Raw genomic sequence first — 22,409 nt, 5'->3', positions numbered from 1 at the left:
TCATAAGGAGAAAAAATGAGTTTGTATGATAGAAACTACGCTAAGCAAAATCAAGAAGAGCTTGCGTATTCTCAAAGCTCACTAAGCACTTTTATAAAACAAACTTATCAACTTTTTGCAGCATCACTACTTTCAGCTACTGCTGGCGCTTATGTAGGCATTAGCATTGCTGGCGTTTTTGCGGCAAATAGATTTTTGTTTTGGGGACTTGTGATACTTGAGTTTGTGTTGCTTTTTGGTCTAATGGCGGCTAAACGTAAAGAGGGATTAAATTTAATACTTCTTTTTGCATTTACATTTGTAAGCGGTCTTACGCTAACTCCGCTACTTTCAGCGATCCTTGCTATGCCAAGTGGTGCTAGTATCGTGGCTCAAGCATTTGGTTTGACAACGGTTGCATTTGGTGCATTAAGCGTCTTTGCGATGAATACAAAACGCGACTTTACAACGATGGGCAAGATGCTATTTATAACTTTGATAGTTATCGTTGTAGCAGCGATCATCAACATTTTCGTTAAAAGCACGATGTTTCAACTTGTAATCGCAAGTATTTCATCGATCTTATTTAGTGCTTACATACTTTTTGATACACAAAATATCATCCGTGGCAACTACGAGACGCCGGTTGAAGGTGCAGTTGCTTTGTATCTTGATTTTGTAAATTTATTTACATCATTACTACAAATTTTAGGCATTTTTAATAGAAATGACTAATGACGAGCGCATCTACCGAGTGATAGATGCGAATCTAAATAGGCTAAAAGAAGGGCTTCGCGTCGTTGAAGATATAAAAAGATATGTCTTTGATGATGCTAAGCTCGCCTATAAGATAAAGTTCCTCCGCCACAAGGCAAAGATCCCGCAAAAAGAATTTTTAAAATTTAGAAATTCACAAAACGACGTTTTAAAAACCAGCACAAAAAGCGAGCAAGAAAGATCAAATTTAGATGAGATAATCACTGCAAATTTCAAGCGTGCTCAGGAGAGCGCTCGCGTTCTTGAAGAGTGCTTCAAGCTTATAAATTTAGAGCGAGCAGAGCTTTTTAAAAGTATAAGATACGAGCTTTATGAGCTTGAAAAAGAACTTTAACTAAAAATTTAAATCTTTTCTTGTATAATCGCAAACTATTTAAAAAATTTAAAGGAAATTTCGTGAGTTTAATATTTTTAATCTTGCAATTTGTTCTAGCTGTCGTTATCACGATCGCAGTTTTACTCCAAAAGAGCTCATCTATCGGTCTTGGAGCATACAGTGGAAGCAACGAGAGCCTTTTTGGAGCAAAAGGACCAGCTGGATTTTTGGCTAAATTTACCTTTGTGGTAGGCGTTTTGTTTATCCTAAACACACTTGCGCTTGGATATTTTTACAACAAAGATCTAAAACGCTCTATCGTTGATAGTGTCGATAGCAAATCTCTAGTCATACCAAAATCAAACGACGTGCCAGCAGCTCCTAGCGCACCACAAAACCCAGCAAAATAACAATGATAAAAACGTTTTTAGCGTCACTTTTGACGCTAACGTTTGCTTTGGCAGACGCTCACATCCTAGTTTATCACCGCTTTGATGATCCAAGGCACGTTAGCACAGATATTTCTATTCAAAATTTAAGAGCTCAGTTTGAATACTTCAAAAATAATGGCTACGAAGTTGTCAAGCTATCAAGGCTTGTCGATGCGGTAAATGCTGGCGAGCCGATCCCTGATAACTGGATCGTTATCACCGTTGATGATGGATACAAAAGCTTTTACAATAACGCTCTTAGCGTATTTAAAGAGTATAACTACCCATTTGCTTTGATGGTCTATGTAGAGGCAAGCGCGAACAAATATGGTGATTATCTAGACTTTGATCAGATCAAAGAGCTAGAAGCTTACGGCGAGATCGGTTACCACTCATACGCTCATCCAAGGATGACTAAACTTAGCGATGAGGCCTTAAGAGAGGACTTTCAAAAGGGCGTTGAGACCTTTGAAAAGCATATGGGTTATAAGCCAAAATACTTCGCAGTCCCTTACGGTGAGATTGATAGTAGGGTCGTCTCTTTGGCAAAAGAATTTGGCTTTTTAGCACTTTTAAATCAAAACTCAGGCGCAGTTTCAGATAAAAGCGATGTTTATGATCTTTACAGAACGCCAGTGATGAATGGCACAAAGATAGCACTAACTTTTAATAGCAAATTTTTAAATGCCCAGTGGATATTTCCAGAGGGCTATCCGCAAAACAATGCGATCGACAAGCTCATCATCAAGACCGACACAAACGCAAGTGAGGGCAGTTTTTTCATGACTGGCTTTGACGGCTTTAGAAAAGTACCTATGACAAATGGCGTTTTTGAGTGCAAATTTAACCCACCACTTGATAAACGCAAAGTGTTAATGTCGCTAAAAGTAGATCATCACAGAAGCACAAAACTTCTAATAAAGGACACCAATGCTAAATAAAATTTACGATACCCAAAAAGAGGGTTGCGAAAAGGCGATCGCTTCTTTAAAACGCGATTTTACAACGCTAAGAACTGGCAAAGTAAATATCAACATCCTAGATAACGTTATGGTTGATTATTATGGCTCGCCAACTCCGCTTAATCAAGTAGCTACCGTGCTTACAAGCGACGCTTCTACTATCGCTATCACACCTTGGGAAAAGAGCATGATAAAAGCGATCTCATCAGCCATCCAAGCTGCAAACATCGGCGTCAATCCAAACAGCGATGGCGAGAGCGTTAAGCTATTTTTCCCACCGATGACCGTCGAGCAACGCCAAGAAAATGCAAAACACGCAAAAGCTATGGGCGAAAAGGCAAAAGTTAGCATCAGAAACGTAAGAAAAGACGCAAACGACGAGGTCAAAAAGCTTGAAAAAGACAAAGCTATAACTGAAGACGAGAGCAAAAAGGGTCAAGATGAGGTTCAAAAGATAACTGACAACTACACCGCAAAGATCGACACTCTCGTAAAAGAGAAAGAAGCCGAGCTTTTAAAAATCTAAATTTACTTAGAAATTTGTGCCCCTTGCAAATTTCTAAACCCTCACTTTTAGCCACGTAATGTGGCTAAATTTCATCCTTTAAAGGACGACCTTGCACATCATCACCGAGCTAAAAACCGCATTTGCTGATAAAAAAATTTTGTTTCTTACCATTTTGGCATTTAGCCTAGCTACCATTTTTCTTAACCCAAGCCAGATAGCGGATGAGTATAGAGGTTTTTGGCTGCTTGAGCCGCTACTTTTAGTCGCTATCTACCTAAATAAAAGGCAAATTTTACTCCCTTTATACTTTTTGATATTTGGAGCTAGCCTTTACTTTTTTGGCCTTAAGCTAAGCGGTCACGCCAGCGATCTTGTGGCACTTTATCTCATAGCATTCGTGCTTTTATTCTCTTTAAATTTTGCCAAAGATAATGAGAAATTTATAAGCCAGAGCCTGGCAAGACTTTTAAATTTACTCATCTCATTTGTCCTTTTTCACCTATTTTTTCTTGGCATTGTGGCTGTTTGTGCAGGGCTTAACTACCTTTTTGATTTAGAGCTTTTAACCAGCCACAGGACGCAAAGGCTCTACTTGACGCTGGTCTCTTTTGGTCTGCCTTGTCTATTTATCTTTTTTGAGAGCAAATTTAGCGAGTACAGGCTCTTAAATTTCATCAAGATCGTCATAAATTTCATCCTAAATCCCCTGCTCATCATCTATGTGGTGCTTTTAAATTTATACTGCATTTATAGGCTTGTTTTGCTTGAGCTGCCACGAGGTGGAGTAGCCTATATCGTGCTTGCCTGCTTGATCGCTGGCTTTGTTTTAAGAGGGCTAAATTTACTTATCAAAAACCAAATTTATGATCAAATTTTTAAGCTCTTGCCACTTTTTGTCATCTTGCCTAGCATAATGCTTTGGTGGGGCGTCATGCATAGGGTCGGCGAGTACGGCCTAAGCGAGCCCAGGATATATCTTATCGCCTGCGTGATATTTGCAAATTTGAGCTATTTTGTGATGATATTTCTTAGAAATTTCCCTTATAAATTTCTAGCGTTTTTTATGATATTTGGCATATTTTTCACGCATTTTGTCCTTGATACGAAGCTGCTTACCATAAATTCTCAAAAAGAGCTTTTACTAAGAGAGCTAAGATCACTAAATTTGCTTGATAGTAGCGGCTTGCTAAGCGGCGACGTGAGCAAGATAGGCGAAGAGAAGCTCTATTTTTTGCAAGATAAATTTAACTATCTCTTAGAAAACGGCGATAAATTTGCGTTAGAAAATAAAAAATTTATAGCGGGTCTTGAGGTGGCTGAGCAGAAAAAGTGGCAGATATTTAGCATTAACTCAGGCAACATCGGCATAAACGTGAAAGATGCGACTATCAAAATGCCCATTACAAGCAGCACAAATGGCGATGATCTTGTTATACAGCTAGATAATGAAAGCGTTAGCATAAATATGCAAAAGCACCTAGAAAAGGCGCTTGCTGGTTTAAATTTAAAGCCAGATGGCGACTTTGGCTCAGAGGTATTTGAGCGGCTAAAAGAGAAGCTTTTGCTCTTTGAAGTTGGTAAGCGAGCCTTTGTTTTGCGCTCTATGGAAATCGTGCAAGAAAACGGAGTTTATAAATTTTATGGCGCAAGCGTGCTTTTTTATATGGAGGATGCTCAGCTAAAATAGCGAGCCCTGCGTGAGTTTTGGCTTTATGACAAAGCTTTTTCTATGAAAGTCTGAGTAGCCAAATTTAGCTATCGCATCTAGGTGCGACTTTGTGCCATATCCTTTGTGCCCTGCAAAGCCGTATGCTGGGTAAAATTTATCCCAGCCGTTCATCAAGCGGTCGCGACTTACTTTTGCTAATATGCTAGCAGCACTTACGCTAGCGACCTTGCCATCAGCCTTTATCATAGTTGTGATGCCAACGCCATAGTCTAAATTTCCATCATAAATGATCTCAAAGCCCTCAAAATGCGCCTTGAAAAGTTTGAGCGCGCGCCTTAGGCACTCGCTTAGCCCAAGCTCGTCTATCTGGGCGTTTGAGAAGTAGGCGATGAGGAAATTTGAGCTTTTTGTGATCTCTTTAAAGAGCTCTTCGCGCCTTTTTGCGGTTAGTTTTTTGGAGTCGTTTAGTCCAGAAATTTCGCTATTTAGCACGCAAGCAGCCACGCTTAGAGGTCCAGCCAGCGCCCCACGTCCAGCCTCGTCGATACCGCAAATTTTAGCCATTACAGTCCGACTTCATCGCTAAAGTAAGGTCTTAGCTCCTCAAGAGGGACGCTGATCTGCTCCTCGTTTAAAAATGTAAGTCCAAGTGGCGAAAGCACGAAGTTGTCGCTCACGCCAGCATTTGCAAGGATCGCTTTTAGGTGGCTGTCGTTTATATCTTTAAAAATTTGCTTTAGCTTTAGTTTTTTGTTTGTCGCAAGCGAGATCACCTCGCAGTTTGTTTTTTCATTTTTATAGGTGCAAACGCTCTTGATCTTATCGTTGATGTAGTAGATATCTTTTAAGCTCTCATACTGGCTATTTGGCCACTTTTTGCGCTCGCTTTTTAGGTCGTAAAACTCTGCAAGAAGCTTGTTTTTGTATTTTTTAGCGGAGTCTTTAGCGAAGATGTCGTTAGTGATCGCTTCATATCTCGTGCCGTTTGACTCAGTCATTTGGATGCCGATATTTAGGATCTCATACTCTTTTTCTTCTTTTACGGTGGCGTTGTAGGCTTTGTTTTTGACGATTATCTTGCCTTTTAGCTCGCCGTTTTCGTTTTTAACGTCTAAATTTATCTTATCTGAGACTGTATTTAGCGATGAAATTTCACTGCCATTTTGCTCAAAAGAGCCCTTTTCATAGTCGTATTTTGCGCCGTCAAAAAAGATGTGGCCACTTATCTTGGCTGGGACTTTAAAGCTCTTGGTTTGTTTGAAATTTTCAAATTCATCTTTAAAGTAGTTCATATAAACTTCAAATTTCACACCATTTGCATCACCACTAAATTTATAAAATTTAGCCCAGTTTTCGTGATTTATCTCATAGCCAAAAAGGCTTGCAGCGATGAATAAGATCCCAAAAAATGCTCTCATGTCTGTCCTTTATAGTTTTTTTGATTATAACTATTTTATCCCTAGACTTTTAAAATGATAATCAAACAAAGAGTTTAAATTTATAAACCTAGGCTCCACCTAGAAAATGGCAAGATCTCGCACTTTATCCCCTCCATGCTTTGCTCGGCTTGGTTTGCGACGCTGATGATTTGAAGTTTGCTAACGCCTAGCTCTTTTAGGCTCGCGTGGAGTTTTTTAAATTTCAAAAAGACGATCTCAGGCGCAGAAAATGGCACGCAGATGATCGCAAGCTTCTTTTTGACAAGGAAAAAATCGATCTCTTTTGTGTAGTAAATTTCATCTTTAAATTTAAGCAGCTCACAAAAAACAACATTTGCAAAAACAGCTAAAAAGTCCTTTTTTAGGCATAAAGCGTTGCGAAGTGCGAAATTTGTAAAGTAAATTTTCTTGCTCGTGCTACTCTCATCTAAATTTGGCACAAACTCCACGTATCCGCTCTCATTTAGCAAATTTATTGCGCTATAAACGCTATCTTTTGAAATTTTCATCTGCTCTTTTAGGTTTTTATAAATCCCAAAGGCACTTATGGTGTCGTGGCACTTTGTCGCGCACTCTTTTAAGATAGCGATGCCTTGCTCGTTTAAATTTGCTCTTAAGAGCTGCTGCAAGTGGGCTGTGACCTCGCTGGAGTCCAAAAATGCGCTTGCTATCTCGTTGCCATGGGCTAAAAAGTAGCTAAAAAGCAGGTCTTGGTCTAAATTTTTCTTAAAAAATAGTATAAATTCCTCGTAGTCGAGATAGTTTAAATTTATACGCACAAAGCCCACAAGCGAGAGTGAAAATTCCTTGCTTGTAAGGATGATATTCTCAAGTGCAGTGTCCTTTAGAAAGTCTAAATTTATAAGATCAGCGCCTTGTAAATTTTCAACTGCGAGCACCTTTATCTGGGCATTTTTTTCTAAAAACTCTTTTAAATTTGCTAAAAGTGAGGCTCTATCTATCCTTATATCGTCTAAATTTATATAAAGCCTCTCTTCGCTCTTATAATGGCTCAAAAACTCATAAACAAGGGCTGTTTTGCCACTTGATGTAGCGCCAATGATAAGCGTCTTTGGCGAGATAATCTCATATTTTCTGGGGATAAATTTAGCATTTTTAATGGGTGCTTGATAGAGCGTTTCTAAACTTTTCAAATTTAACCTTTTTGGCTTTTTGAAATTATAGCCACTTCCTTTTAAAAAGGAAAATATTGTGTTAAATTTTAAAAAATGAACAAAATTTAGAAATAAAAAATAAAAATTTAGACTAGAAATTTATAAAATTTTTGAAAAATAAATTCTCCATTTGCAATATACCTTCCTTATCAAAAGGAAATAATTAATCAAAATTCAACAAAAAATAGCGTTTTTCTTGACAACTATAATAGCTTTTTTGTAAAATCCCTATCTCTTTACGAAAGACCTATGTCTTGCTCGTACGATCGCTTGATCCTATGCGAGTTATTTTGATGTAAAGAGGTCGCGAGTTTGCGACAAGTTCTTTTTAAAGGAAAACACATGGAAAGAATCAGGTTAAAGCTAAAAGCTTACGACCATAGAGTTCTAGACCGCACTGTTGCAGCAATCGTAGAAGCTGTCAAACGAACAGGTGCCGACGTTCGTGGCCCGGTACCAATGCCTACAAAGATCAAACGCTATACAGTCTTAAAATCTCCACACATCAACAAAGACTCACGTGAGCAGTTTGAGATGAGAATACACGCTCGTATGCTTGACATCGTAGCTGCTACTCCAGAAACTGTAGATAGCCTAACAAAACTCGACCTAGCTCCAGAAGTTAATGTCGAAGTTCGTGCGATGAAATAAGCGGACAAAAGGATAAGAGTATGGAATATATTGTAGAAAAAATAGGCATGAGTAGAACGATTGCCACGAAGAGTACGCCAGTTACACTACTTAAGCTAGTTGAGGCTAAAGTATGTGAGATCGACGAAAACAAACGTGCTATCGTAGCGTATGCCCACACTAAAGCAAACAACAAAGCTATCGCTGGTCAGCAAAAGAAATACAATCTGACAGCAGAATTTAACAAATTTGCTACGCTTGAAGTAGCTAATAGCGAAGTTGGAAACCTAGACTTTACACCATTAAATGAGGCTAAAATTTTAAAAGTTAGCTTTAACTCAAAAGGTAGAGGCTACCAAGGTGTGGTAAAAAGACATGGTTTCGGTGGTGGTCCAAAAAGCCACGGCTCACGTTTTCACAGACGCCACGGATCAATTGGTAACTGCGAATGGCCAGGTCGTGTTCAACCAGGTATGAAAATGGCAGGACACATGGGCAATGAGAAAGTTACTGTTAAAAACGAGCTAATAAGCTTTGACGCTCAAAATGGCATCGTAGTTGTAAAAGGTTGCGTTCCTGGTCACAATGGTGCAATGGGTAAAATAAGGATTGTAAAATGAGTAAAATTCACGTATTAAACGATAAATTTGAAAATTCAGGCGAGTTAGAGCTTCCTGCAAGCTACGCTGAAGTAAATCCGCACAACCTATATCTTTATGTAAAATCTTACCTTGCTGGTATAAGAGCAAATTCGGCTCACACTAAAAGCCGTGCTTTTGTAAGCGGTGGTGGTAAAAAACCATGGAGACAAAAAGGACGTGGTGGTGCAAGAGCAGGTTCAACTAGAACTAACGTTTGGGTAGGCGGTGCAGTTGCATTTGGTCCAACAAACGAGAAAAACTATTTTCAAAAAGTCAATAAAAAACAAAAAAGACTAGCTCTTGAGTACGCTTTGGCAGTAAAAGCACAAGATGGTAAAATTTTCGCAGTAGATAGCATCTCAATCGAGTCTGGAAAGACAAAAGATGCAGCTAATATCATCAAAAATTTAAAAGTAAAAGACGCACTTATCGTTAAAGATTTACTAGACGATAAAACACTACTTGCTTTTAGAAATTTAGCAAACTGCTATGTAGTAGATGCAAATGAGGTAAATGCTTATCTTGTCTCTACATTTAGTTCGGTTATCATTGAAAAAGCTGCACTAAAAACTATAACAAAAGAGGGCTAAAATGGCGGATATAACTGATATCAAAACAATTATTTATACAGAAAAAACTCTAGGCCTTCAAGAACAAGGCGTTGTTGTTATCCAAACTTCACCAAGAGTTACAAAAAACAGCTTAAAAGCGGTTTTACAAGAGTATTTTGGAGTAACGCCTGTTCGCGTAAATTCACTTAGAATTAGCGGCAAGGTTAAGCGTTTTAGAGGAAGAGCAGGCCAACGTGACGAGATAAAGAAATTCTACGTTAAGTTACCTGAAGGCGTAAGCCTAGAAAATACGGAGGCGTAAGATGGCTATAAAATCATATAAACCATATACACCTAGTCGTAGATATATGACTGGACTAAGCTCTGAAGATATAACAGCTAAACCAAGCGTTAGAAGCTTGCTTGTTAAACTACCTGCATCTGGCGGTAGAAATAACAATGGTCGTATAACTTCAAGACATAAAGAAGCAGGTGCAAAAAAACTTTATCGTATCATCGACTTTAAACGTCGTAAATTTGGTATAGAAGGTAAAGTTGAAGCGATCGAGTACGATCCAAACAGAAACTGCCGTATCGCTCTTATAGCTTACAAAGATGGTGAAAAACGCTATATCATTAGACCAAATGGCCTAAATGTTGGCGACGTTATCGCATCTATCGATGAGGGCTCACTAGATATTAAACCAGGTAACGCTATGAAATTAAGATTTATCCCAGTTGGTACTATCGTTCATAACGTAGAGCTAAAGCCTGGCAAAGGCGCTCAGATAGCTCGTTCAGCTGGCGGTTATGCTCAGCTAATGGGTAAAGAAGAGAAGTATGTTATCTTAAGAATGCCAAGTGGCGAGATGAGACAAGTACTAGCTGAGTGTATGGCAAGTATCGGTGTAGTTGGCAACGAAGACTGGGCCAACATCACTATCGGTAAAGCTGGACGTAATCGCCACCGCGGTATCCGCCCACAAACACGTGGTTCTGCTATGAACCCAGTTGATCACCCACACGGCGGTGGTGAAGGTAAGAAAAATTCAGGCCGTCACCCAGTTACTCCATGGGGTAAACCAACCAAAGGTGCTAAGACTCGCCGTAAAAAAGCTAGCGATAAGCTTATAATTTCAAGAAGGAAAGGAAAATAGAGATGGCAAGATCACTCAAAAAAGGTCCTTTCGTAGATGATCATGTAATGAAAAAAGTTATTGCCGCAAAAAATGCAAACGATAACAAACCAATCAAGACTTGGTCAAGACGTAGCACGATTGTACCTGAAATGATTGGACTAACATTTAACGTTCATAATGGCAAGAGCTTTATTCCTGTATATGTTACAGAAAATCATATAGGCTATAAACTTGGCGAATTTGCTCCAACACGCACATTTAAGGGTCACAAAGGCTCAGTGCAAAAGAAAATCGGCAAGTAAGGGGAGATGATATGAGTAAAGCAATTATAAAATTCGTAAGACTTTCTCCTACAAAAGCAAGACTTATAGCAAGAGAAGTTCAAGGTATGAATGCCGAGCTAGCACTTGCAAGCTTGCAATTTATGCCAAATCGTGGTGCTAAATTTATAGCAAACGCTATTAGCTCAGCAGTAGCAAATGGCGGATTTGAGCCAGAAGAGGTTGTAGTAACTAGTTGCCGCGTTGATGCTGGTCCTGTATTAAAGAGATTTAGACCAAGAGCAAGAGGAACAGCGAGCAAAATTCGCAAACCTACTTCTCATGTAATGGTAGAAGTATCTAAACCTGAAAAGAAGGAAGCATAATATGGGACAAAAAGTAAATCCAATAGGTCTTAGACTAGGAATTAACCGCAACTGGGAATCTAGATGGTTTCCAACCAAACAAAGTCTTCCTGAAAATATCGGTGAAGATTACAAAATTCGTGCATTTTTAAAGAAAAAACTTTACTATGCAGGAATTAGCCAAATTCTAATCGAAAGAACGGCTAAAAAACTTCGTGTAACCGTAGTTGCAGCTCGTCCTGGTATCATCATTGGCAAAAAAGGTCAAGATGTTGAAAACCTAAAGAACGAAGTTAGCAAACTTATCGGCAAAGAAGTAAATGTAAATATCAAAGAAGAAAGAAAAGCTCAAGCTTCAGCTCAACTTGCTGCTGAAAACGTAGCTATGCAACTTGAAAAGCGTGTCGCATTTAGACGTGCTATGAAAAAAGTTATCCAAGGTGCTCAAAAATCAGGCGCTAAAGGTATCAAAATTTCAGTTGCTGGTCGTTTAGGTGGCGCTGAGATGGCAAGAACCGAGTGGTATCTAGAAGGTCGCGTTCCGCTTCATACTATTAGAGCAAAGATAGATTACGGTGTAGCTGAGGCTCATACAACTTATGGAAACATAGGTATTAAAGTATGGATTTTTAAAGGTGAGGTTCTTCAAAAAGGTGTTCAACCTGAGAAAACTGAAGAAGAAGCACCTAAGAAAACACGTAGAGCAAGAAGAGGTAAATAATTATGTTGATGCCTAAAAGAACGAAATTTCGTAAGCAAATGAAAGGTCGCAACCGTGGTTATGCGACTCGCGGAGCATCTTTAGCAACTGGCGAATTTGCACTTAAAGCTGTTGAGGCTGGTAGAGTAAATTCACGCCAAATAGAAGCTGCTCGTCAAGCTCTAACTCGTCACGTAAAGAGACAGGCTAAAATTTGGATTAGGGTTTTCCCTGACAAGCCACTTACTAAAAAACCTCTACAAACTCGTATGGGTAAAGGTAAGGCAGGAGTTGAAGAGTGGGTTATGAACATTAAACCTGGTCGTATAATATTTGAAATGGCTGGTGTTGACGAAGAGTTGGCTCGTGAAGCTTTAACTTTGGCTCTACACAAACTTCCTTTCAAATCAAAATTTGTAACGCGAGAGAGTGAAAATGAAATATACTGAGTTAAAAGATAAGAGCGTTGCAGAATTAAACGCGTTGCTAAAAGAGAAAAAGGTGCTTTTATTTACATTGAGACAAAAGCTAAAAACTATGCAGTTAAGCAACCCTAATGAGATTAGTGCTGTTCGCAAAGAGATAGCTCAGATCAACACTGCAATTAGTGCAACAAGACAAGGGGCGTAAAATGGCATTAAAAAGAGAAATTCAAGGTGTTGTTTTACAAAAAGCTGGAGATAAGACAGCTACTATTTTGGTAGAAAGACGTGTTATGCACCCAAGATACCATAAATTTGTAAAACGCTTTAAAAAGTATTTAGTTCATGATGAGAAGAATGAGACAAGAGCAGGCGATACAGTTGTTGCAGTTGAGTGCAGACCACTTTCAGCTCGCAAGAATTTTCGCTTAAAAGCTGTATTGGCAAAGGGAGTTGAGTAATGATTCAAAGTTTTACAAGACTTGCAGTTGCTGATAACAGCGGTGCAAAAGAGTTAATGTGTATAAAAGTTCTTGGCGGCAGCAAAAGAAGATACGCTACACTTGGCGATATCATAGTTTGCTCTGTTAAAAAAGCTCTTCCAAATGGTAAGATCAAAAAAGGACAGGTTGTAAAAGCTGTTGTTGTAAGAACTAAAAGAGAGGTTCAAAGAGATAATGGTTCGCTAATCCGTTTTGACGAGAACGCAGCTGTTATACTTGATAGCAAAAAAGAGCCAGTCGGCACTCGTATTTTTGGACCAGTTGGACGTGAAGTTAGATATGCTAACTTTATGAAGATTGTTTCGCTAGCTCCGGAGGTTTTATAATGGCTAATGTAAAATTTAAAGTCAAAAAAGGCGATACTGTAAAGATCATCGCTGGTGACGATAAAGGCAAAACTGGTAAAATTTTAGCAGTTCTTGCAAAAAAAGGTCAGGTTATAGTTGAGGGATGCAAAGTAGCTAAAAAAGCTATCAAACCAAGCGAAAAAACTCCAAATGGTGGTCACGTAAATAAAGAGATGCCAATTGACATATCAAACGTCGCGAAAGTTGAAGGATAAGAGATATGAGTAGATTAAAAGATAAATTTAACGAAACTATCAAGCCAGCTCTCGTAAAAGAATTTGACATCAAAAATCCAATGCTTATCCCTGCGCTCGAGAAAATCGTGATCAGTGTAGGTGCTGGAGACTCTGCGAAAGATCAGAAAGTGCTTCAAAATATGGCTGATACCATTTCACTTATCGCTGGACAAAAAGCAGTTATCACTGATGCTAAAAAATCAGTTGCTGGCTTTAAAGTTCGCGAAGGTTTCCCTGTTGGTATCAAAGTAACTTTGAGAAAAGAGCAAATGTATGCTTTCTTAGATAAGTTAATCAGTGTTGCTCTTCCAAGAGTTAAAGACTTCCGTGGTCTTCCAAAAAATGGCTTTGACGGACGTGGAAACTATAACTTTGGTCTTAGCGAGCAGCTAATGTTTCCAGAGGTTGAGTATGATAAAATTTTACGAACTCATGGTATGAATATTACGATTGCTACTACGGCTAAAAACGATAAAGAGGCATTCAAATTGCTAGAGCTATTTGGTGTGCCGTTTGCAAAAGGAAAGTAAAATGGCAAAGAAATCAATGATAGCAAAAGCTGCACGCAAGCCAAAATTTGCGGTTCGCGGCTATACTAGATGCCAAATTTGCGGTCGTCCGCACTCTGTTTATAAAGATTTTGGAATTTGCCGTGTTTGCCTAAGAAAAATGGCTAACGAAGGCCTAATACCTGGTCTTAAAAAAGCAAGTTGGTAAGGAAGAGAAATGTTGAACGATTTAATATCAGATGGATTAACACGCATTAGAAATGCAAGTATGAGAAGACTTGAGACTGCGAAATTGCTTCATTCTAAGGTTGTTGAGGCTACTCTTTCTATCCTTGCAGCAAAAGGCTATGTAGAGAGCTACAACGTTATCGAAGAAGGTAACAAGAAATTTATAAACGTAGTTTTAAAGTATGATGAGTACGGCAGAAGCGTTATAAACGAGCTTAAAAGGGTTTCAAAACCTGGTCGCCGTGTTTATCAAGGCAAAGACGACATTAAGCGTTTTAAAAATGGTTACGGAACAGTTATCGTTAGTACAAGCAAAGGCGTTATGAGCGGTATTGAGGCAAGTAAAGCTGGCGTTGGCGGCGAGGTTCTTTGCACCGTTTGGTAATAAACTGCGTTAAAAACGCTATTTTGACCTTATAGCTTAAGGTTAAAATTTCTTTTTAGCTAGGTGAAATTTTATATTTCGCCAAAGCTAAATTTAGAAATTCAAATGAAGGTTTCGTCAAATTTGACGATCAAATTTACGGCATTGTGGTGTTTATTCGTAAATGTAGGAACACCCTAGACAAGTAAAGGAAAAAAATGTCACGTATTGGAAAACAGCCTATCGCTATCCCAAGTGGTGTAGACGTTAGCGTTGAAAATAATGTCCTAAAATTTAAAAAGGGCAATCACTTAAAAGAGCTTGACACAAAAGGTCACGTTGATGTCAAGATAGAAAATGGTCATATAGTTTTTGCTCCAAAGGGCGAAGATCGCCAAAGCAGAGCTTACTGGGGAACATATAGAGCACTTGCTAACAACATCGTAACTGGTATCACTCATGGCTTTACTCGTCAGCTTGAGATCAACGGCGTTGGTTATAAAGCAGCTGCAAAAGGTAAAATTTTAGAGCTTTCTCTTGGTTTTTCACACCTTATCAACTATGAGCTACCAGCAGGCGTTGAAGCTAGTGTTGATAAAAACGTTATTACTATCAAAGGTGACGATAAACAAGTAGTAGGTCAAGTGGCTGCTCAAGTTAGAGGATTTAGACCACCTGAGCCATATAAAGGCAAGGGCGTTAAATATCTAGAAGAACGTATCATCCGCAAAGCGGGCAAGACATCTAAGAAGTAAGGAGCGGTAAATGACAGCAAAAGTACTAAAAAGAAAAATCGCTCTTAGAATTAAGAGAAAAAGAAGAATCAGAGGTAAAATTTCTGGTGTTGCAACTTGCCCAAGAGTTTCTATTTTCAAATCAAACAGAACTCTTTATGTTCAAGCGATTGATGACGTTACAGCTACTACACTAGCTGCAGTTGATGGTAGAAAAATAGGCATAAAAGCAAATAAAGAAGGTGCGGTCACTTTAGCTAAAGAATTTGCTAAGGCTTTAAAAGCTAAGAAGATAGATGTTGCGATTTTTGATAGAAATGGTTATTTATACCATGGCGTTATCGCAGCATTTGCTGAAGCTTTAAGAGAAAATGGCATCAAGCTATAACCCAAAGGAAAATCGATGGAAAAATATAATAGAGAAGAATTTGAAGAAGTAATCGTCGATATCGGTCGGGTTACAAAGGTTGTTAAAGGTGGTCGTAGATTTAGATTTACAGCTTTAGTTGTTGTTGGTAATAGAAATGGCCTAGTTGGCTTTGGATATGGCAAAGCTAAAGAGGTGCCAGATGCGATGAGAAAAGCGATTGACGACGCATTTAAAAATATTATCCACGTTAAGATCAAGGGCACAACTATCCCTCACGATGTAGAGGTAAAATACAACGCAAGTAGAATGCTACTTCGCCCAGCTAGCGAGGGTACTGGTGTTATCGCTGGCGGTAGTGCACGTCCTATTATCGAGCTTGCAGGTATTAAGGATATCCTTACTAAATCACTTGGCTCAAACAACTCAGCAAATGTCGTTCGTGCTACTATAAAAGCACTTAGTTTGCTAAAAAGCTAAGAGAAAGGAGTTAAGATGGCATTAGAAAAATTAACACCTGCTGCAGGTTCAACTCATGCAACTAAAAGAATAGGTCGTGGTCAAGGCAGTGGCAATGGCAAAACTGCCGGCAAAGGTAATAAAGGTCAAAGAGCAAGAAAAGGCTACAATGAAAAAAGAGGTTTTGAGGGCGGACAACAACCACTTCAAAGACGTCTTCCAAAGGTAGGCTTTGCTTCTAAATTTGAAAAACCTTATGTTATCAATGTTGAAAAGATCGCAGCTATAAAAGAGCTTGCGGAAATTTCAATCGCAACAATAGCTAGCGTTCATAAAATTTCAAAGAGCGTTACTAAGATAAAACTAATCGGTGCAAGCGCAAAAGCTCTTGCTTCAAAGATCAAAGACGAGAACGTTAGCGTTAGCGGAACAAAATAATGGATAAAACACTGACCAACAAGATTTTAATCACGTTGGCATTTTTGTTCGCATACAGGATACTGGCTTATGTGCCAGTTCCTGGTGTTAATGTCGACGTAATTAAAGAATTTTTCAATTCAAACAATAGCAACGCCTTGGGTCTATTTAATATGTTTAGTGGTAAAGCCGCTGAGCGTTTAAGCATCATATCTCTAGGCATCATGCCTTACATTACAGCTTCGATCATCATGGAGCTTCTAGCAGCGACATTTCCAAAGTTAGGTCAGATGAAAAAAGAGCGCGACGGTATGCAAAAATATATGCAAATCATACGTTATGCGACTATCGTTATCACTCTTGTACAATCAATCGGCGTCTCTATCGGACTTCAAAGCTTAAGCGGTCGTGGTGGCGAGCAAGCTATCATGATAGATATGAATTTATTTATCGCGATCTCTGCTGTATCTATGCTAACTGGCACCATGCTACTTATGTGGATAGGTGAGCAGATCACGCAGCGCGGTATAGGCAATGGTATAAGTCTTATCATCTTTGCGGGCATCGTCTCTGGCATACCAAGTGCGATCGGCGGAACTGTAAATTTGGTAAATACTTCTGAAATGAATTTCTTAACAGTCATCGCTATTTTGGTGATCATTTTAGCGACCATCGGTGCTATTATCTTTGTCGAGATGGGCGAAAGACGTATCCCTATTTCTTACTCAAGAAAAGTGATAATGGAAAATCAAAACAAACGTATAATGAACTATATACCGATCAAAGTAAATTTAAGTGGCGTTATCCCACCGATATTTGCTAGTGCGATTTTGATGTTTCCAAGTACTATTTTGCAGGCTAGCACAAATCCAGTAATTCAAGCTATCAACGACTTTTTAAGTCCAAATGGCTATATGTTTAATGTTTTGACATTTTTATTTATCATCTTCTTTGCGTTTTTCTATGCATCTATCGTGTTTAACACAAAAGATATAAGTGAAAATTTGAAAAAACAAGGTGGATTTATCCCAGGTGTTAGACCAGGCGAGAGCACAGCTAGCTATCTAAATGAAGTAGCTGGTAGGCTAACTTTAGGTGGAGCTTTGTACTTGGGTATCATTTCAACATTACCTTGGGTACTTGTAAAGACTATGGGCGTACCATTTTATTTTGGTGGTACATCAGTTCTTATCGTGGTTTCAGTAGCACTTGATACGATGAGACGTATAGAAGCTCAGTCTTATACAAACAAATACCAAACTCTAAGTGCAGTAGGTCTATAAAATGGCTATCACGCTAAAAAGACCAGCTGAGATAGAGAAAATGAGAGCGGCGAATAAGATCGTCGCTCGAACACTTGATCACGTTTCTACGATCATAAAACCTGGAATTTCACTTCTTGAGATAGATAAAATTTGCGAAGATATGATAAGAGCTGCTGGAGCAAAACCGGCCTTTAAAGGGCTTTACGGCTTTCCAAATGCAGCTTGCATAAGCGTCAATGAAGTGGTAATCCACGGAATTCCAAATGAGTACAAGCTAAAAGAGGGCGATATCGTTAGTGTAGATATTGGTTCAAATTTAGATGGTTACTTTGGTGACTCGGCTAGGACATTTGGAGTTGGTAAAATTTCAAAAGAAGACGAAGCTTTGATCGCTTGCTCAAAAGATGCGCTATATTTTGCGATTGATTTTATAAGAGCTGGTATGCATTTTAAAGAAATTTGCTACGAGCTTGAGAAATTTATAGTAGGCAGAGGCTATGTACCTTTGCGCGGATATTGCGGTCATGGCATAGGCAAAAGGCCACACGAAGAGCCAGAAATTCCAAACTATCTTGAAGGAAACAACCCAAAAGCTGGGCCAAAGATAAAAGAGGGAATGGTTTTTTGTATAGAGCCGATGATCTGCCAAAAAGATGGCACGCCAGTTTTAGGAAGCGATAACTGGAAAGTAACCTCAAAAGATGGTTTGAGAACTAGCCATTATGAGCATTGCATGGCGATAGTTAATGGCAAAGCTGAAATTTTAAGCCAAGAGTAAAATTTATAGCAAATTTAAAGAAAGGAGAGTTTGTGGCAAAAGACGATGTCATTGAGATTGATGGAAATGTTGTTGAAGCACTGCCAAATGCAACTTTTAAAGTTGAGCTTGACAACAAACATATCATTTTATGTCATATCGCCGGAAAGATGAGAATGCATTATATAAAGATAATGCCTGGCGACCGCGTAAAAGTAGAACTTACGCCATATAGCCTAGACAAGGGCAGGATCACTTATAGATATAAGTAAATTTGATTTTGTGGCAAATATGCTAAGTAAATTTAAAGCTGGTTTTGGGTAAAATCCAAGCTTTGCGAAAAGCTGTATGAAGAATTATTTTCAAAGTTCCCCACTTATTTTGAAAATAGTTGGTTTAAATTATTTCTTTAGACCTGATGCAGCCCCTAAAAAAGTGGAATAAATTTTTAGGAGACTAAAATGAAAGTTCGTCCTTCTGTAAAGAAGATGTGTGACAAATGTAAAATTGTCAAACGTAGTGGCATAATTCGTGTTATCTGCGAAAATCCAAAACATAAACAAAGACAAGGATAAGGCATGGCACGTATTGCAGGTGTAGATTTACCAAACAAAAAGAGAATCGAGTATGGTTTGACTTATATCTATGGTATAGGTCTTTATAAATCTCGTCAAATTCTTGACGCAGCTGGAATTTCTTATGATAAGAGAGTTTACGAGCTTAGCGAAGACGAAGCAGCAGCTATCCGTAAAGAAATTCAAGAGCACCACGTCGTTGAGGGTGATTTGAGAAAACAAGTTGCTATGGATATCAAAGCTCTTATGGATCTTGGAAGTTATAGAGGTCTTCGCCACAGAAAGGGTCTTCCTGTTCGTGGTCAAAAGACTAAAACTAATGCTAGAACTAGAAAAGGCAGACGTAAAACTGTCGGTGCGGCTACTAAGTAAGGCAAGGGTTAAAGGATAATAAATGGCGAAAAGAAAAATTGTTAAGAAAAAAGTAGTTAGAAAAAGCATAGCCAAAGGTATCGTTTATATCAGTGCAACATTTAACAACACTATGGTAACTGTAACTGATGAAATGGGAAATGCTATTGCATGGAGTAGTGCAGGTGGCTTAGGCTTTAAGGGTAGTAAAAAATCAACTCCTTATGCAGCTCAACAAGCTGTAGAAGATGCTTTAAACAAAGCAAAAGAACACGGCATTAAAGAAGTTGGCATCAAGGTTCAAGGTCCAGGTAGCGGACGTGAAACGGCTGTTAAGAGTGTAGGTGGTGTTGAAGGCATAAAAGTAACTTTCTTCAAAGATATCACACCTTTACCACACAATGGTTGCAGACCGCCAAAACGCCGCCGCGTATAATTAGAGAAAATTAGGAGAAATTATTATGGCTAGATATACAGGACCTGTTGAAAAATTAGAAAGACGTCTTGGTGTGTCTCTTGCGTTAAAAGGCGAAAGAAGACTTGCTGGTAAAAGTGCTTTAGAAAAAAGACCTTATGCACCAGGACAACACGGACAAAGAAGAGCAAAAATAAGCGAATATGGCTTACAACTTCGCGAGAAGCAAAAAGCTAAATTTATGTATGGTGTTTCAGAGAAACAATTTAGAAGATTGTTCCAAGAAGCAGCACGCCGCGAGGGCAATACTGGTGCTCTTTTGGTTCAACTACTAGAGCAGAGATTAGACAATGTTGTTTACAGAATGGGCTTTGCAACAACTCGTCGTTTTGCTCGCCAGCTTGTAACTCACGGACATATTTTAGTAAATGGCAAGAGAGTGGATATCCCATCTTACAGAGTGGAGCCAGGCTCTAAAGTAGAAGTTGCTGAGAAATCTAAAAACAATCCACAAATCATTCGCGCGATCGATCTTACAGCTCAAACTGGCATCGTTGCTTGGGTAGATGTGGAAAAAGAGAAAAAATTTGGAATTTTCACTAGAAATCCAGAAAGAGAAGAGGTTATCATTCCTGTTGAGGAAAGATTTATAGTAGAGCTTTACTCAAAATAATAGAGGGTATAAAGATGAGAAAGATTACTACATCAGCTTATATGCCAACTGAAATAGAAGTTAAAAGTGTTAGCGAAAATGTCGCTAACATTACAGCATATCCTTTTGAAGCAGGTTATGCTGTTACTTTGGCTCACCCCCTACGCCGTCTTCTTTACACAAGCACAGTAGGCTTTGCTCCTATCGGTGTAAAGATAAAAGGCGTTAGTCACGAATTTGATAGTATGCGTGGCATGCTTGAAGACGTGGCATTTTTTATTATAAATTTGAAGAAGATCAGATTTAAATTAAAAAGTGGCAGCGAGCGTGAAGTTATAGAGTATAGCTTTAAAGGACCAAAAGAGATAACTGGAGCTGACCTAAATAACGACCTAGTTGAGATCGTTAATCCAGACGCATATCTTGCAACCATCAACGAAGATGCTGAGTTAAATTTCTCAGTTATCATCCAAAAAGGTATCGGATATGTTCCTAGTGAAGAGATCAGAGAAGAGATCGAAGACGAGTACATCGCACTAGACGCTTTCTTTACACCTGTTAAAAAAGCAGTTTATGAGATACAAAATGTCTTGGTTGAAGATGATCCAGACTACGAGAAGATCGTATTTACAATAACAACAGATGGTCAAGTTGGTCCAGTAGAAGCTTTTAAAAATTGTTTAGAAGCTATGTATCAACAAATGTCAGTATTTAAAGGAATTTTGGATATTGATGTTAGTGCCCCAGTTGCTAGTTCAAGCGCAAGTGGCGAGTTCTCAAAGCTACTTTCTAGTGTAGAAGATCTAAATTTAAGCGCTAGAAGTTTTAACTGCCTTGACAAAGCCGATATTAGATTTATCGGCGAGCTTGCGTTGATGGACGAAAATGAGCTTAAAGAGCTTAAAAATTTAGGTAAAAAATCTCTTGAAGAGATAAAAGCGGTTATGGAAGAGATAGGCTATCCAGTTGGTGTCGATGTGTTAAAAGATAGCAAAGAGCAACTCAGAAAGAAAATAACCGAGCTAAAATCACAAATGAGTGCAAAAGAATAAAAGGACAATAGATGAGACATAAACACGGATATCGCAAACTTGGTAGAACGTCATCTCATAGATCTGCATTGCTTAAGAATTTAGCGATAGCTATCATCAAAAGCGAAAAGATAGAGACAACTTTACCAAAAGCAAAAGAGCTTAGAAGCTATGTTGAAAAGCTTATCACAAGAGCTAGAAAGGGCGACTCTAACGCTCACAGAGCAGTATTTGCTTCATTGCAAGACAAAGAGACTACAAATAAGCTAGTTACTGAAGTAGCTCCAAAATTTAAAGAGCGCAACGGTGGCTATACAAGGATTATCAAAACTCGCGTTCGCAGAGGCGACGCAGCTGAGATGGCTTATATAGAGCTAGTAGCTGAATAATCCCCAGAGAGCCTATCTGGCTCTCTTTTCTTTCTAAATTTTTCTTTTTACGTTTATTTTTTAAAAATTTTGTTTTAAATTTATCCATTTTAGTCTATGGCAAATTTACAAGTCGGAGCATTATAAATTTTTATTTCGTGGCTTTTAGATGAGCTGCTGTGATAGGTTAAAATAGTTGGTGTAAGTAAATTTATAGCGGTTTGTAAGCACAAAAAACGCAAGCAGACACTCTTTAATTTATGCCAAAAACTTTCAAAATGAGGTTTTAAATTTCTAGCTCAACTTATCTATTAAATTTTAAAGCCAACGCCATAAATTTCTAAATTTAGATCTAGTAGTTTTTAAATTTTACTTCGGTGATTTTTTGTGATATTTGCTTTGGGCGGGTTATTTCTATTTTGAGTGTTTCTAGGTTAAATCTATAAGCTATTTTGCGATGTTTTAGGATTAGGGACTATATATTTAAGATGCAAAACCAAAAGCAGGGTAAATTATCCAGATAAACTATCTCAAATTTAAATTATTCAAAAAAACAAATTTAAAATTTATAATCCAAAAAGTTGCAAAATTCTAAATTTTGATAGACTACAAAAAGGGCTTGGCCAATGTAACTAGGGTGACCAAGAAGATGACATAAATTTGATCTGAAATAGCCTATGATATGACAAATATGCGGAGTTGTATATGGTAAATTAACAACCAAATATATAGACTAGATACGATAAAACTAAACCAAAATATATGAACCAGATACAATCAAAAACCGATAGATGCAAATTCTACAAAGTAAATTCTAAATTCCAGCCTTCTAAAATATCCAAATTTATCCAGTCTCAAGCCAGCCTA

General features: G+C 38.4%; 38 protein-coding genes. 35 read left to right on the top strand and 3 right to left on the bottom strand.

Going from position 1 to position 22,409, the window contains the following annotated elements; genetic code table 11:
- Positions 1-15 precede the first annotated feature (15 nt).
- The 6 genes from CVS89_RS09365 to CVS89_RS09340 all read left to right on the top strand — a co-directional run bounded on the left by CVS89_RS09365 (position 16) and on the right by CVS89_RS09340 (position 4,660).
- Entirely contained in the window at positions 16-714 is a 699-nt protein-coding gene (locus CVS89_RS09365) for a Bax inhibitor-1/YccA family protein (RefSeq protein WP_002941542.1), read from the top strand.
- Positions 707-1,090, top strand: coding sequence for a hypothetical protein (locus CVS89_RS09360; protein ID WP_021086341.1), 384 nt, complete (start codon positions 707-709; stop codon positions 1,088-1,090). Before CVS89_RS09365 ends, CVS89_RS09360 begins: the two co-directional genes overlap by 8 nt.
- A gap of 62 nt (positions 1,091-1,152) precedes the next feature.
- Positions 1,153-1,482, top strand: a complete 330-nt coding sequence (gene secG, locus CVS89_RS09355; RefSeq protein WP_002941549.1) for a preprotein translocase subunit SecG — start codon at positions 1,153-1,155, stop codon at positions 1,480-1,482.
- 2 nt (positions 1,483-1,484) lie between these two features.
- Complete coding sequence (locus CVS89_RS09350) at positions 1,485-2,444, top strand: polysaccharide deacetylase family protein (protein WP_103568888.1); 960 nt, start codon at positions 1,485-1,487, stop codon at positions 2,442-2,444.
- Positions 2,434-2,991, top strand: a complete 558-nt coding sequence (gene frr, locus CVS89_RS09345) for a ribosome recycling factor (protein WP_107847959.1) — start codon at positions 2,434-2,436, stop codon at positions 2,989-2,991. Before CVS89_RS09350 ends, frr begins: the two co-directional genes overlap by 11 nt.
- Before the next feature lie 91 nt (positions 2,992-3,082).
- A complete protein-coding gene (locus tag CVS89_RS09340) occupies positions 3,083-4,660 on the top strand; it encodes a DUF4153 domain-containing protein (RefSeq protein ID WP_107847958.1) in 1,578 nt (525 codons plus the stop codon).
- Here the strand turns inward: CVS89_RS09340 and CVS89_RS09335 are convergent.
- The 3 genes from CVS89_RS09335 to CVS89_RS09325 form a co-directional block, all read right to left on the bottom strand.
- Positions 4,652-5,206, bottom strand: coding sequence for a ribonuclease HII (locus tag CVS89_RS09335; protein ID WP_103568890.1), 555 nt, complete (start codon positions 5,204-5,206; stop codon positions 4,652-4,654). The two genes, CVS89_RS09340 and CVS89_RS09335, sit on opposite strands and share 9 nt — an antisense overlap.
- The gene (locus tag CVS89_RS09330; protein ID WP_107847957.1) at positions 5,206-6,060 is read right to left on the bottom strand and encodes an S-adenosylmethionine tRNA ribosyltransferase; all 855 of its coding nucleotides are present in this window, start codon (positions 6,058-6,060) and stop codon (positions 5,206-5,208) included. The genes CVS89_RS09335 and CVS89_RS09330 overlap by 1 nt, the downstream gene beginning before the upstream one ends.
- A gap of 80 nt (positions 6,061-6,140) precedes the next feature.
- Positions 6,141-7,235 carry an AAA family ATPase gene (locus tag CVS89_RS09325; protein ID WP_107847956.1) on the bottom strand — a complete coding sequence of 365 codons (1,095 nt, stop codon included), beginning with the start codon at positions 7,233-7,235 and terminating at the stop codon, positions 6,141-6,143.
- A gap of 363 nt (positions 7,236-7,598) precedes the next feature.
- Here CVS89_RS09325 and rpsJ point away from each other — a divergent pair, with 363 nt between their 5' ends.
- From rpsJ to rplQ, 29 genes are all read left to right on the top strand, one after another.
- A complete protein-coding gene (gene rpsJ / locus CVS89_RS09320; protein ID WP_009295257.1) occupies positions 7,599-7,907 on the top strand; it encodes a 30S ribosomal protein S10 in 309 nt (102 codons plus the stop codon).
- Positions 7,908-7,927: 20 nt separating this feature from the next.
- Positions 7,928-8,506, top strand: coding sequence for a 50S ribosomal protein L3 (rplC, locus tag CVS89_RS09315; RefSeq protein WP_002941563.1), 579 nt, complete (start codon positions 7,928-7,930; stop codon positions 8,504-8,506).
- Complete coding sequence (gene rplD, locus CVS89_RS09310; protein WP_012140561.1) at positions 8,503-9,117, top strand: 50S ribosomal protein L4; 615 nt, start codon at positions 8,503-8,505, stop codon at positions 9,115-9,117. Before rplC ends, rplD begins: the two co-directional genes overlap by 4 nt.
- A 1-nt stretch (position 9,118) precedes the next feature.
- The gene (locus tag CVS89_RS09305) at positions 9,119-9,400 is read left to right on the top strand and encodes a 50S ribosomal protein L23 (RefSeq protein WP_002941535.1); all 282 of its coding nucleotides are present in this window, start codon (positions 9,119-9,121) and stop codon (positions 9,398-9,400) included.
- A gap of 1 nt (position 9,401) precedes the next feature.
- Positions 9,402-10,235, top strand: coding sequence for a 50S ribosomal protein L2 (gene rplB / locus CVS89_RS09300; RefSeq protein WP_103599323.1), 834 nt, complete (start codon positions 9,402-9,404; stop codon positions 10,233-10,235).
- A gap of 2 nt (positions 10,236-10,237) precedes the next feature.
- Entirely contained in the window at positions 10,238-10,519 is a 282-nt protein-coding gene (gene rpsS, locus CVS89_RS09295; protein ID WP_002941639.1) for a 30S ribosomal protein S19, read from the top strand.
- 11 nt (positions 10,520-10,530) lie between these two features.
- Positions 10,531-10,863, top strand: a complete 333-nt coding sequence (gene rplV / locus CVS89_RS09290) for a 50S ribosomal protein L22 (RefSeq protein ID WP_009295259.1) — start codon at positions 10,531-10,533, stop codon at positions 10,861-10,863.
- Between the two features lies 1 nt (position 10,864).
- Entirely contained in the window at positions 10,865-11,563 is a 699-nt protein-coding gene (rpsC, locus tag CVS89_RS09285) for a 30S ribosomal protein S3 (RefSeq protein ID WP_107847955.1), read from the top strand.
- Between the two features lie 2 nt (positions 11,564-11,565).
- A complete protein-coding gene (gene rplP / locus CVS89_RS09280) occupies positions 11,566-11,991 on the top strand; it encodes a 50S ribosomal protein L16 (RefSeq protein WP_002941572.1) in 426 nt (141 codons plus the stop codon).
- The gene (gene rpmC / locus CVS89_RS09275; RefSeq protein WP_002941625.1) at positions 11,978-12,172 is read left to right on the top strand and encodes a 50S ribosomal protein L29; all 195 of its coding nucleotides are present in this window, start codon (positions 11,978-11,980) and stop codon (positions 12,170-12,172) included. Before rplP ends, rpmC begins: the two co-directional genes overlap by 14 nt.
- Before the next feature lies 1 nt (position 12,173).
- Positions 12,174-12,425, top strand: a complete 252-nt coding sequence (rpsQ, locus tag CVS89_RS09270; protein ID WP_002941511.1) for a 30S ribosomal protein S17 — start codon at positions 12,174-12,176, stop codon at positions 12,423-12,425.
- On the top strand, positions 12,425-12,793 hold the full coding sequence (gene rplN, locus CVS89_RS09265) for a 50S ribosomal protein L14 (RefSeq protein WP_002941516.1): 369 nt from the start codon (positions 12,425-12,427) through the stop codon (positions 12,791-12,793). Before rpsQ ends, rplN begins: the two co-directional genes overlap by 1 nt.
- Positions 12,793-13,029 carry a 50S ribosomal protein L24 gene (gene rplX / locus CVS89_RS09260; protein ID WP_009295260.1) on the top strand — a complete coding sequence of 79 codons (237 nt, stop codon included), beginning with the start codon at positions 12,793-12,795 and terminating at the stop codon, positions 13,027-13,029. The genes rplN and rplX overlap by 1 nt, the downstream gene beginning before the upstream one ends.
- 5 nt (positions 13,030-13,034) lie before the next feature.
- The gene (gene rplE / locus CVS89_RS09255; RefSeq protein WP_002941643.1) at positions 13,035-13,580 is read left to right on the top strand and encodes a 50S ribosomal protein L5; all 546 of its coding nucleotides are present in this window, start codon (positions 13,035-13,037) and stop codon (positions 13,578-13,580) included.
- Between the two features lies 1 nt (position 13,581).
- Positions 13,582-13,767 carry a type Z 30S ribosomal protein S14 gene (locus CVS89_RS09250; protein WP_002941532.1) on the top strand — a complete coding sequence of 62 codons (186 nt, stop codon included), beginning with the start codon at positions 13,582-13,584 and terminating at the stop codon, positions 13,765-13,767.
- Positions 13,768-13,776: 9 nt separating this feature from the next.
- Entirely contained in the window at positions 13,777-14,172 is a 396-nt protein-coding gene (gene rpsH, locus CVS89_RS09245) for a 30S ribosomal protein S8 (protein WP_009295261.1), read from the top strand.
- A 197-nt stretch (positions 14,173-14,369) separates the two neighbouring features.
- Positions 14,370-14,906, top strand: a complete 537-nt coding sequence (rplF, locus tag CVS89_RS09240; protein ID WP_002941606.1) for a 50S ribosomal protein L6 — start codon at positions 14,370-14,372, stop codon at positions 14,904-14,906.
- 10 nt (positions 14,907-14,916) lie between these two features.
- Entirely contained in the window at positions 14,917-15,273 is a 357-nt protein-coding gene (gene rplR / locus CVS89_RS09235; RefSeq protein WP_002941658.1) for a 50S ribosomal protein L18, read from the top strand.
- Positions 15,274-15,288: 15 nt separating this feature from the next.
- Positions 15,289-15,732 carry a 30S ribosomal protein S5 gene (rpsE, locus tag CVS89_RS09230; RefSeq protein ID WP_002941646.1) on the top strand — a complete coding sequence of 148 codons (444 nt, stop codon included), beginning with the start codon at positions 15,289-15,291 and terminating at the stop codon, positions 15,730-15,732.
- A gap of 15 nt (positions 15,733-15,747) precedes the next feature.
- The gene (gene rplO / locus CVS89_RS09225) at positions 15,748-16,149 is read left to right on the top strand and encodes a 50S ribosomal protein L15 (RefSeq protein WP_002941506.1); all 402 of its coding nucleotides are present in this window, start codon (positions 15,748-15,750) and stop codon (positions 16,147-16,149) included.
- Positions 16,149-17,411: a preprotein translocase subunit SecY gene (secY, locus tag CVS89_RS09220; protein ID WP_009295263.1), complete on the top strand. Its 1,263-nt coding sequence runs from the start codon at positions 16,149-16,151 to the stop codon at positions 17,409-17,411. The genes rplO and secY overlap by 1 nt, the downstream gene beginning before the upstream one ends.
- Position 17,412: 1 nt before the next feature.
- Entirely contained in the window at positions 17,413-18,171 is a 759-nt protein-coding gene (gene map / locus CVS89_RS09215; protein WP_103603141.1) for a type I methionyl aminopeptidase, read from the top strand.
- A 32-nt stretch (positions 18,172-18,203) separates the two neighbouring features.
- Positions 18,204-18,422 carry a translation initiation factor IF-1 gene (gene infA, locus CVS89_RS09210; RefSeq protein WP_002848031.1) on the top strand — a complete coding sequence of 73 codons (219 nt, stop codon included), beginning with the start codon at positions 18,204-18,206 and terminating at the stop codon, positions 18,420-18,422.
- A 189-nt stretch (positions 18,423-18,611) separates the two neighbouring features.
- Positions 18,612-18,725: a 50S ribosomal protein L36 gene (gene rpmJ, locus CVS89_RS09205; RefSeq protein WP_002941545.1), complete on the top strand. Its 114-nt coding sequence runs from the start codon at positions 18,612-18,614 to the stop codon at positions 18,723-18,725.
- Positions 18,726-18,728: 3 nt separating this feature from the next.
- On the top strand, positions 18,729-19,097 hold the full coding sequence (rpsM, locus tag CVS89_RS09200; RefSeq protein ID WP_012140556.1) for a 30S ribosomal protein S13: 369 nt from the start codon (positions 18,729-18,731) through the stop codon (positions 19,095-19,097).
- Between the two features lie 22 nt (positions 19,098-19,119).
- Positions 19,120-19,512, top strand: coding sequence for a 30S ribosomal protein S11 (gene rpsK / locus CVS89_RS09195; RefSeq protein WP_002941551.1), 393 nt, complete (start codon positions 19,120-19,122; stop codon positions 19,510-19,512).
- A 25-nt stretch (positions 19,513-19,537) separates the two neighbouring features.
- Positions 19,538-20,164, top strand: a complete 627-nt coding sequence (gene rpsD, locus CVS89_RS09190; protein WP_021084023.1) for a 30S ribosomal protein S4 — start codon at positions 19,538-19,540, stop codon at positions 20,162-20,164.
- Between the two features lie 14 nt (positions 20,165-20,178).
- Positions 20,179-21,195 carry a DNA-directed RNA polymerase subunit alpha gene (locus tag CVS89_RS09185; protein WP_002941564.1) on the top strand — a complete coding sequence of 339 codons (1,017 nt, stop codon included), beginning with the start codon at positions 20,179-20,181 and terminating at the stop codon, positions 21,193-21,195.
- An 11-nt stretch (positions 21,196-21,206) separates the two neighbouring features.
- On the top strand, positions 21,207-21,563 hold the full coding sequence (rplQ, locus tag CVS89_RS09180; RefSeq protein ID WP_002941584.1) for a 50S ribosomal protein L17: 357 nt from the start codon (positions 21,207-21,209) through the stop codon (positions 21,561-21,563).
- Positions 21,564-22,409 lie beyond the last annotated feature (846 nt).

It is taken from the genome of Campylobacter concisus, from assembly GCF_003048615.2.
In the GTDB taxonomy this organism is placed as follows: Bacteria; Campylobacterota; Campylobacteria; order Campylobacterales; family Campylobacteraceae; genus Campylobacter_A; species Campylobacter_A concisus_C.
The sequence above is the reverse complement of the archived record's forward strand: the minus strand, read 5'-3'. Positions and strand labels throughout refer to the sequence as shown.

Coding starts and splice junctions, on each gene's coding strand:
- rpsE (WP_002941646.1), top strand. CDS start 15,289: ATGGAAAAATATAATAGAGAAGAATTTGAAGAAGTAATCGTCGATATC.
- rplR (WP_002941658.1), top strand. CDS start 14,917: ATGACAGCAAAAGTACTAAAAAGAAAAATCGCTCTTAGAATTAAGAGA.
- CVS89_RS09250 (WP_002941532.1), top strand. CDS start 13,582: ATGGCAAAGAAATCAATGATAGCAAAAGCTGCACGCAAGCCAAAATTT.
- rpsC (WP_107847955.1), top strand. CDS start 10,865: ATGGGACAAAAAGTAAATCCAATAGGTCTTAGACTAGGAATTAACCGC.
- frr (WP_107847959.1), top strand. CDS start 2,434: ATGCTAAATAAAATTTACGATACCCAAAAAGAGGGTTGCGAAAAGGCG.
- rpsH (WP_009295261.1), top strand. CDS start 13,777: ATGTTGAACGATTTAATATCAGATGGATTAACACGCATTAGAAATGCA.
- rpsM (WP_012140556.1), top strand. CDS start 18,729: ATGGCACGTATTGCAGGTGTAGATTTACCAAACAAAAAGAGAATCGAG.
- rplP (WP_002941572.1), top strand. CDS start 11,566: ATGTTGATGCCTAAAAGAACGAAATTTCGTAAGCAAATGAAAGGTCGC.
- rplE (WP_002941643.1), top strand. CDS start 13,035: ATGAGTAGATTAAAAGATAAATTTAACGAAACTATCAAGCCAGCTCTC.
- rpmC (WP_002941625.1), top strand. CDS start 11,978: ATGAAATATACTGAGTTAAAAGATAAGAGCGTTGCAGAATTAAACGCG.
- CVS89_RS09360 (WP_021086341.1), top strand. CDS start 707: ATGACTAATGACGAGCGCATCTACCGAGTGATAGATGCGAATCTAAAT.
- CVS89_RS09330 (WP_107847957.1), bottom strand. CDS start 6,060: ATGAGAGCATTTTTTGGGATCTTATTCATCGCTGCAAGCCTTTTTGGC.
- rpsQ (WP_002941511.1), top strand. CDS start 12,174: ATGGCATTAAAAAGAGAAATTCAAGGTGTTGTTTTACAAAAAGCTGGA.
- rplD (WP_012140561.1), top strand. CDS start 8,503: ATGAGTAAAATTCACGTATTAAACGATAAATTTGAAAATTCAGGCGAG.
- secY (WP_009295263.1), top strand. CDS start 16,149: ATGGATAAAACACTGACCAACAAGATTTTAATCACGTTGGCATTTTTG.
- rplO (WP_002941506.1), top strand. CDS start 15,748: ATGGCATTAGAAAAATTAACACCTGCTGCAGGTTCAACTCATGCAACT.
- rpmJ (WP_002941545.1), top strand. CDS start 18,612: ATGAAAGTTCGTCCTTCTGTAAAGAAGATGTGTGACAAATGTAAAATT.
- CVS89_RS09365 (WP_002941542.1), top strand. CDS start 16: ATGAGTTTGTATGATAGAAACTACGCTAAGCAAAATCAAGAAGAGCTT.
- rpsD (WP_021084023.1), top strand. CDS start 19,538: ATGGCTAGATATACAGGACCTGTTGAAAAATTAGAAAGACGTCTTGGT.
- CVS89_RS09305 (WP_002941535.1), top strand. CDS start 9,119: ATGGCGGATATAACTGATATCAAAACAATTATTTATACAGAAAAAACT.
- CVS89_RS09350 (WP_103568888.1), top strand. CDS start 1,485: ATGATAAAAACGTTTTTAGCGTCACTTTTGACGCTAACGTTTGCTTTG.
- rpsJ (WP_009295257.1), top strand. CDS start 7,599: ATGGAAAGAATCAGGTTAAAGCTAAAAGCTTACGACCATAGAGTTCTA.
- rplV (WP_009295259.1), top strand. CDS start 10,531: ATGAGTAAAGCAATTATAAAATTCGTAAGACTTTCTCCTACAAAAGCA.
- CVS89_RS09335 (WP_103568890.1), bottom strand. CDS start 5,206: ATGGCTAAAATTTGCGGTATCGACGAGGCTGGACGTGGGGCGCTGGCT.
- rplF (WP_002941606.1), top strand. CDS start 14,370: ATGTCACGTATTGGAAAACAGCCTATCGCTATCCCAAGTGGTGTAGAC.
- rpsK (WP_002941551.1), top strand. CDS start 19,120: ATGGCGAAAAGAAAAATTGTTAAGAAAAAAGTAGTTAGAAAAAGCATA.
- rplB (WP_103599323.1), top strand. CDS start 9,402: ATGGCTATAAAATCATATAAACCATATACACCTAGTCGTAGATATATG.
- rplQ (WP_002941584.1), top strand. CDS start 21,207: ATGAGACATAAACACGGATATCGCAAACTTGGTAGAACGTCATCTCAT.
- rplC (WP_002941563.1), top strand. CDS start 7,928: ATGGAATATATTGTAGAAAAAATAGGCATGAGTAGAACGATTGCCACG.
- rplX (WP_009295260.1), top strand. CDS start 12,793: ATGGCTAATGTAAAATTTAAAGTCAAAAAAGGCGATACTGTAAAGATC.
- CVS89_RS09185 (WP_002941564.1), top strand. CDS start 20,179: ATGAGAAAGATTACTACATCAGCTTATATGCCAACTGAAATAGAAGTT.
- rplN (WP_002941516.1), top strand. CDS start 12,425: ATGATTCAAAGTTTTACAAGACTTGCAGTTGCTGATAACAGCGGTGCA.
- map (WP_103603141.1), top strand. CDS start 17,413: ATGGCTATCACGCTAAAAAGACCAGCTGAGATAGAGAAAATGAGAGCG.
- rpsS (WP_002941639.1), top strand. CDS start 10,238: ATGGCAAGATCACTCAAAAAAGGTCCTTTCGTAGATGATCATGTAATG.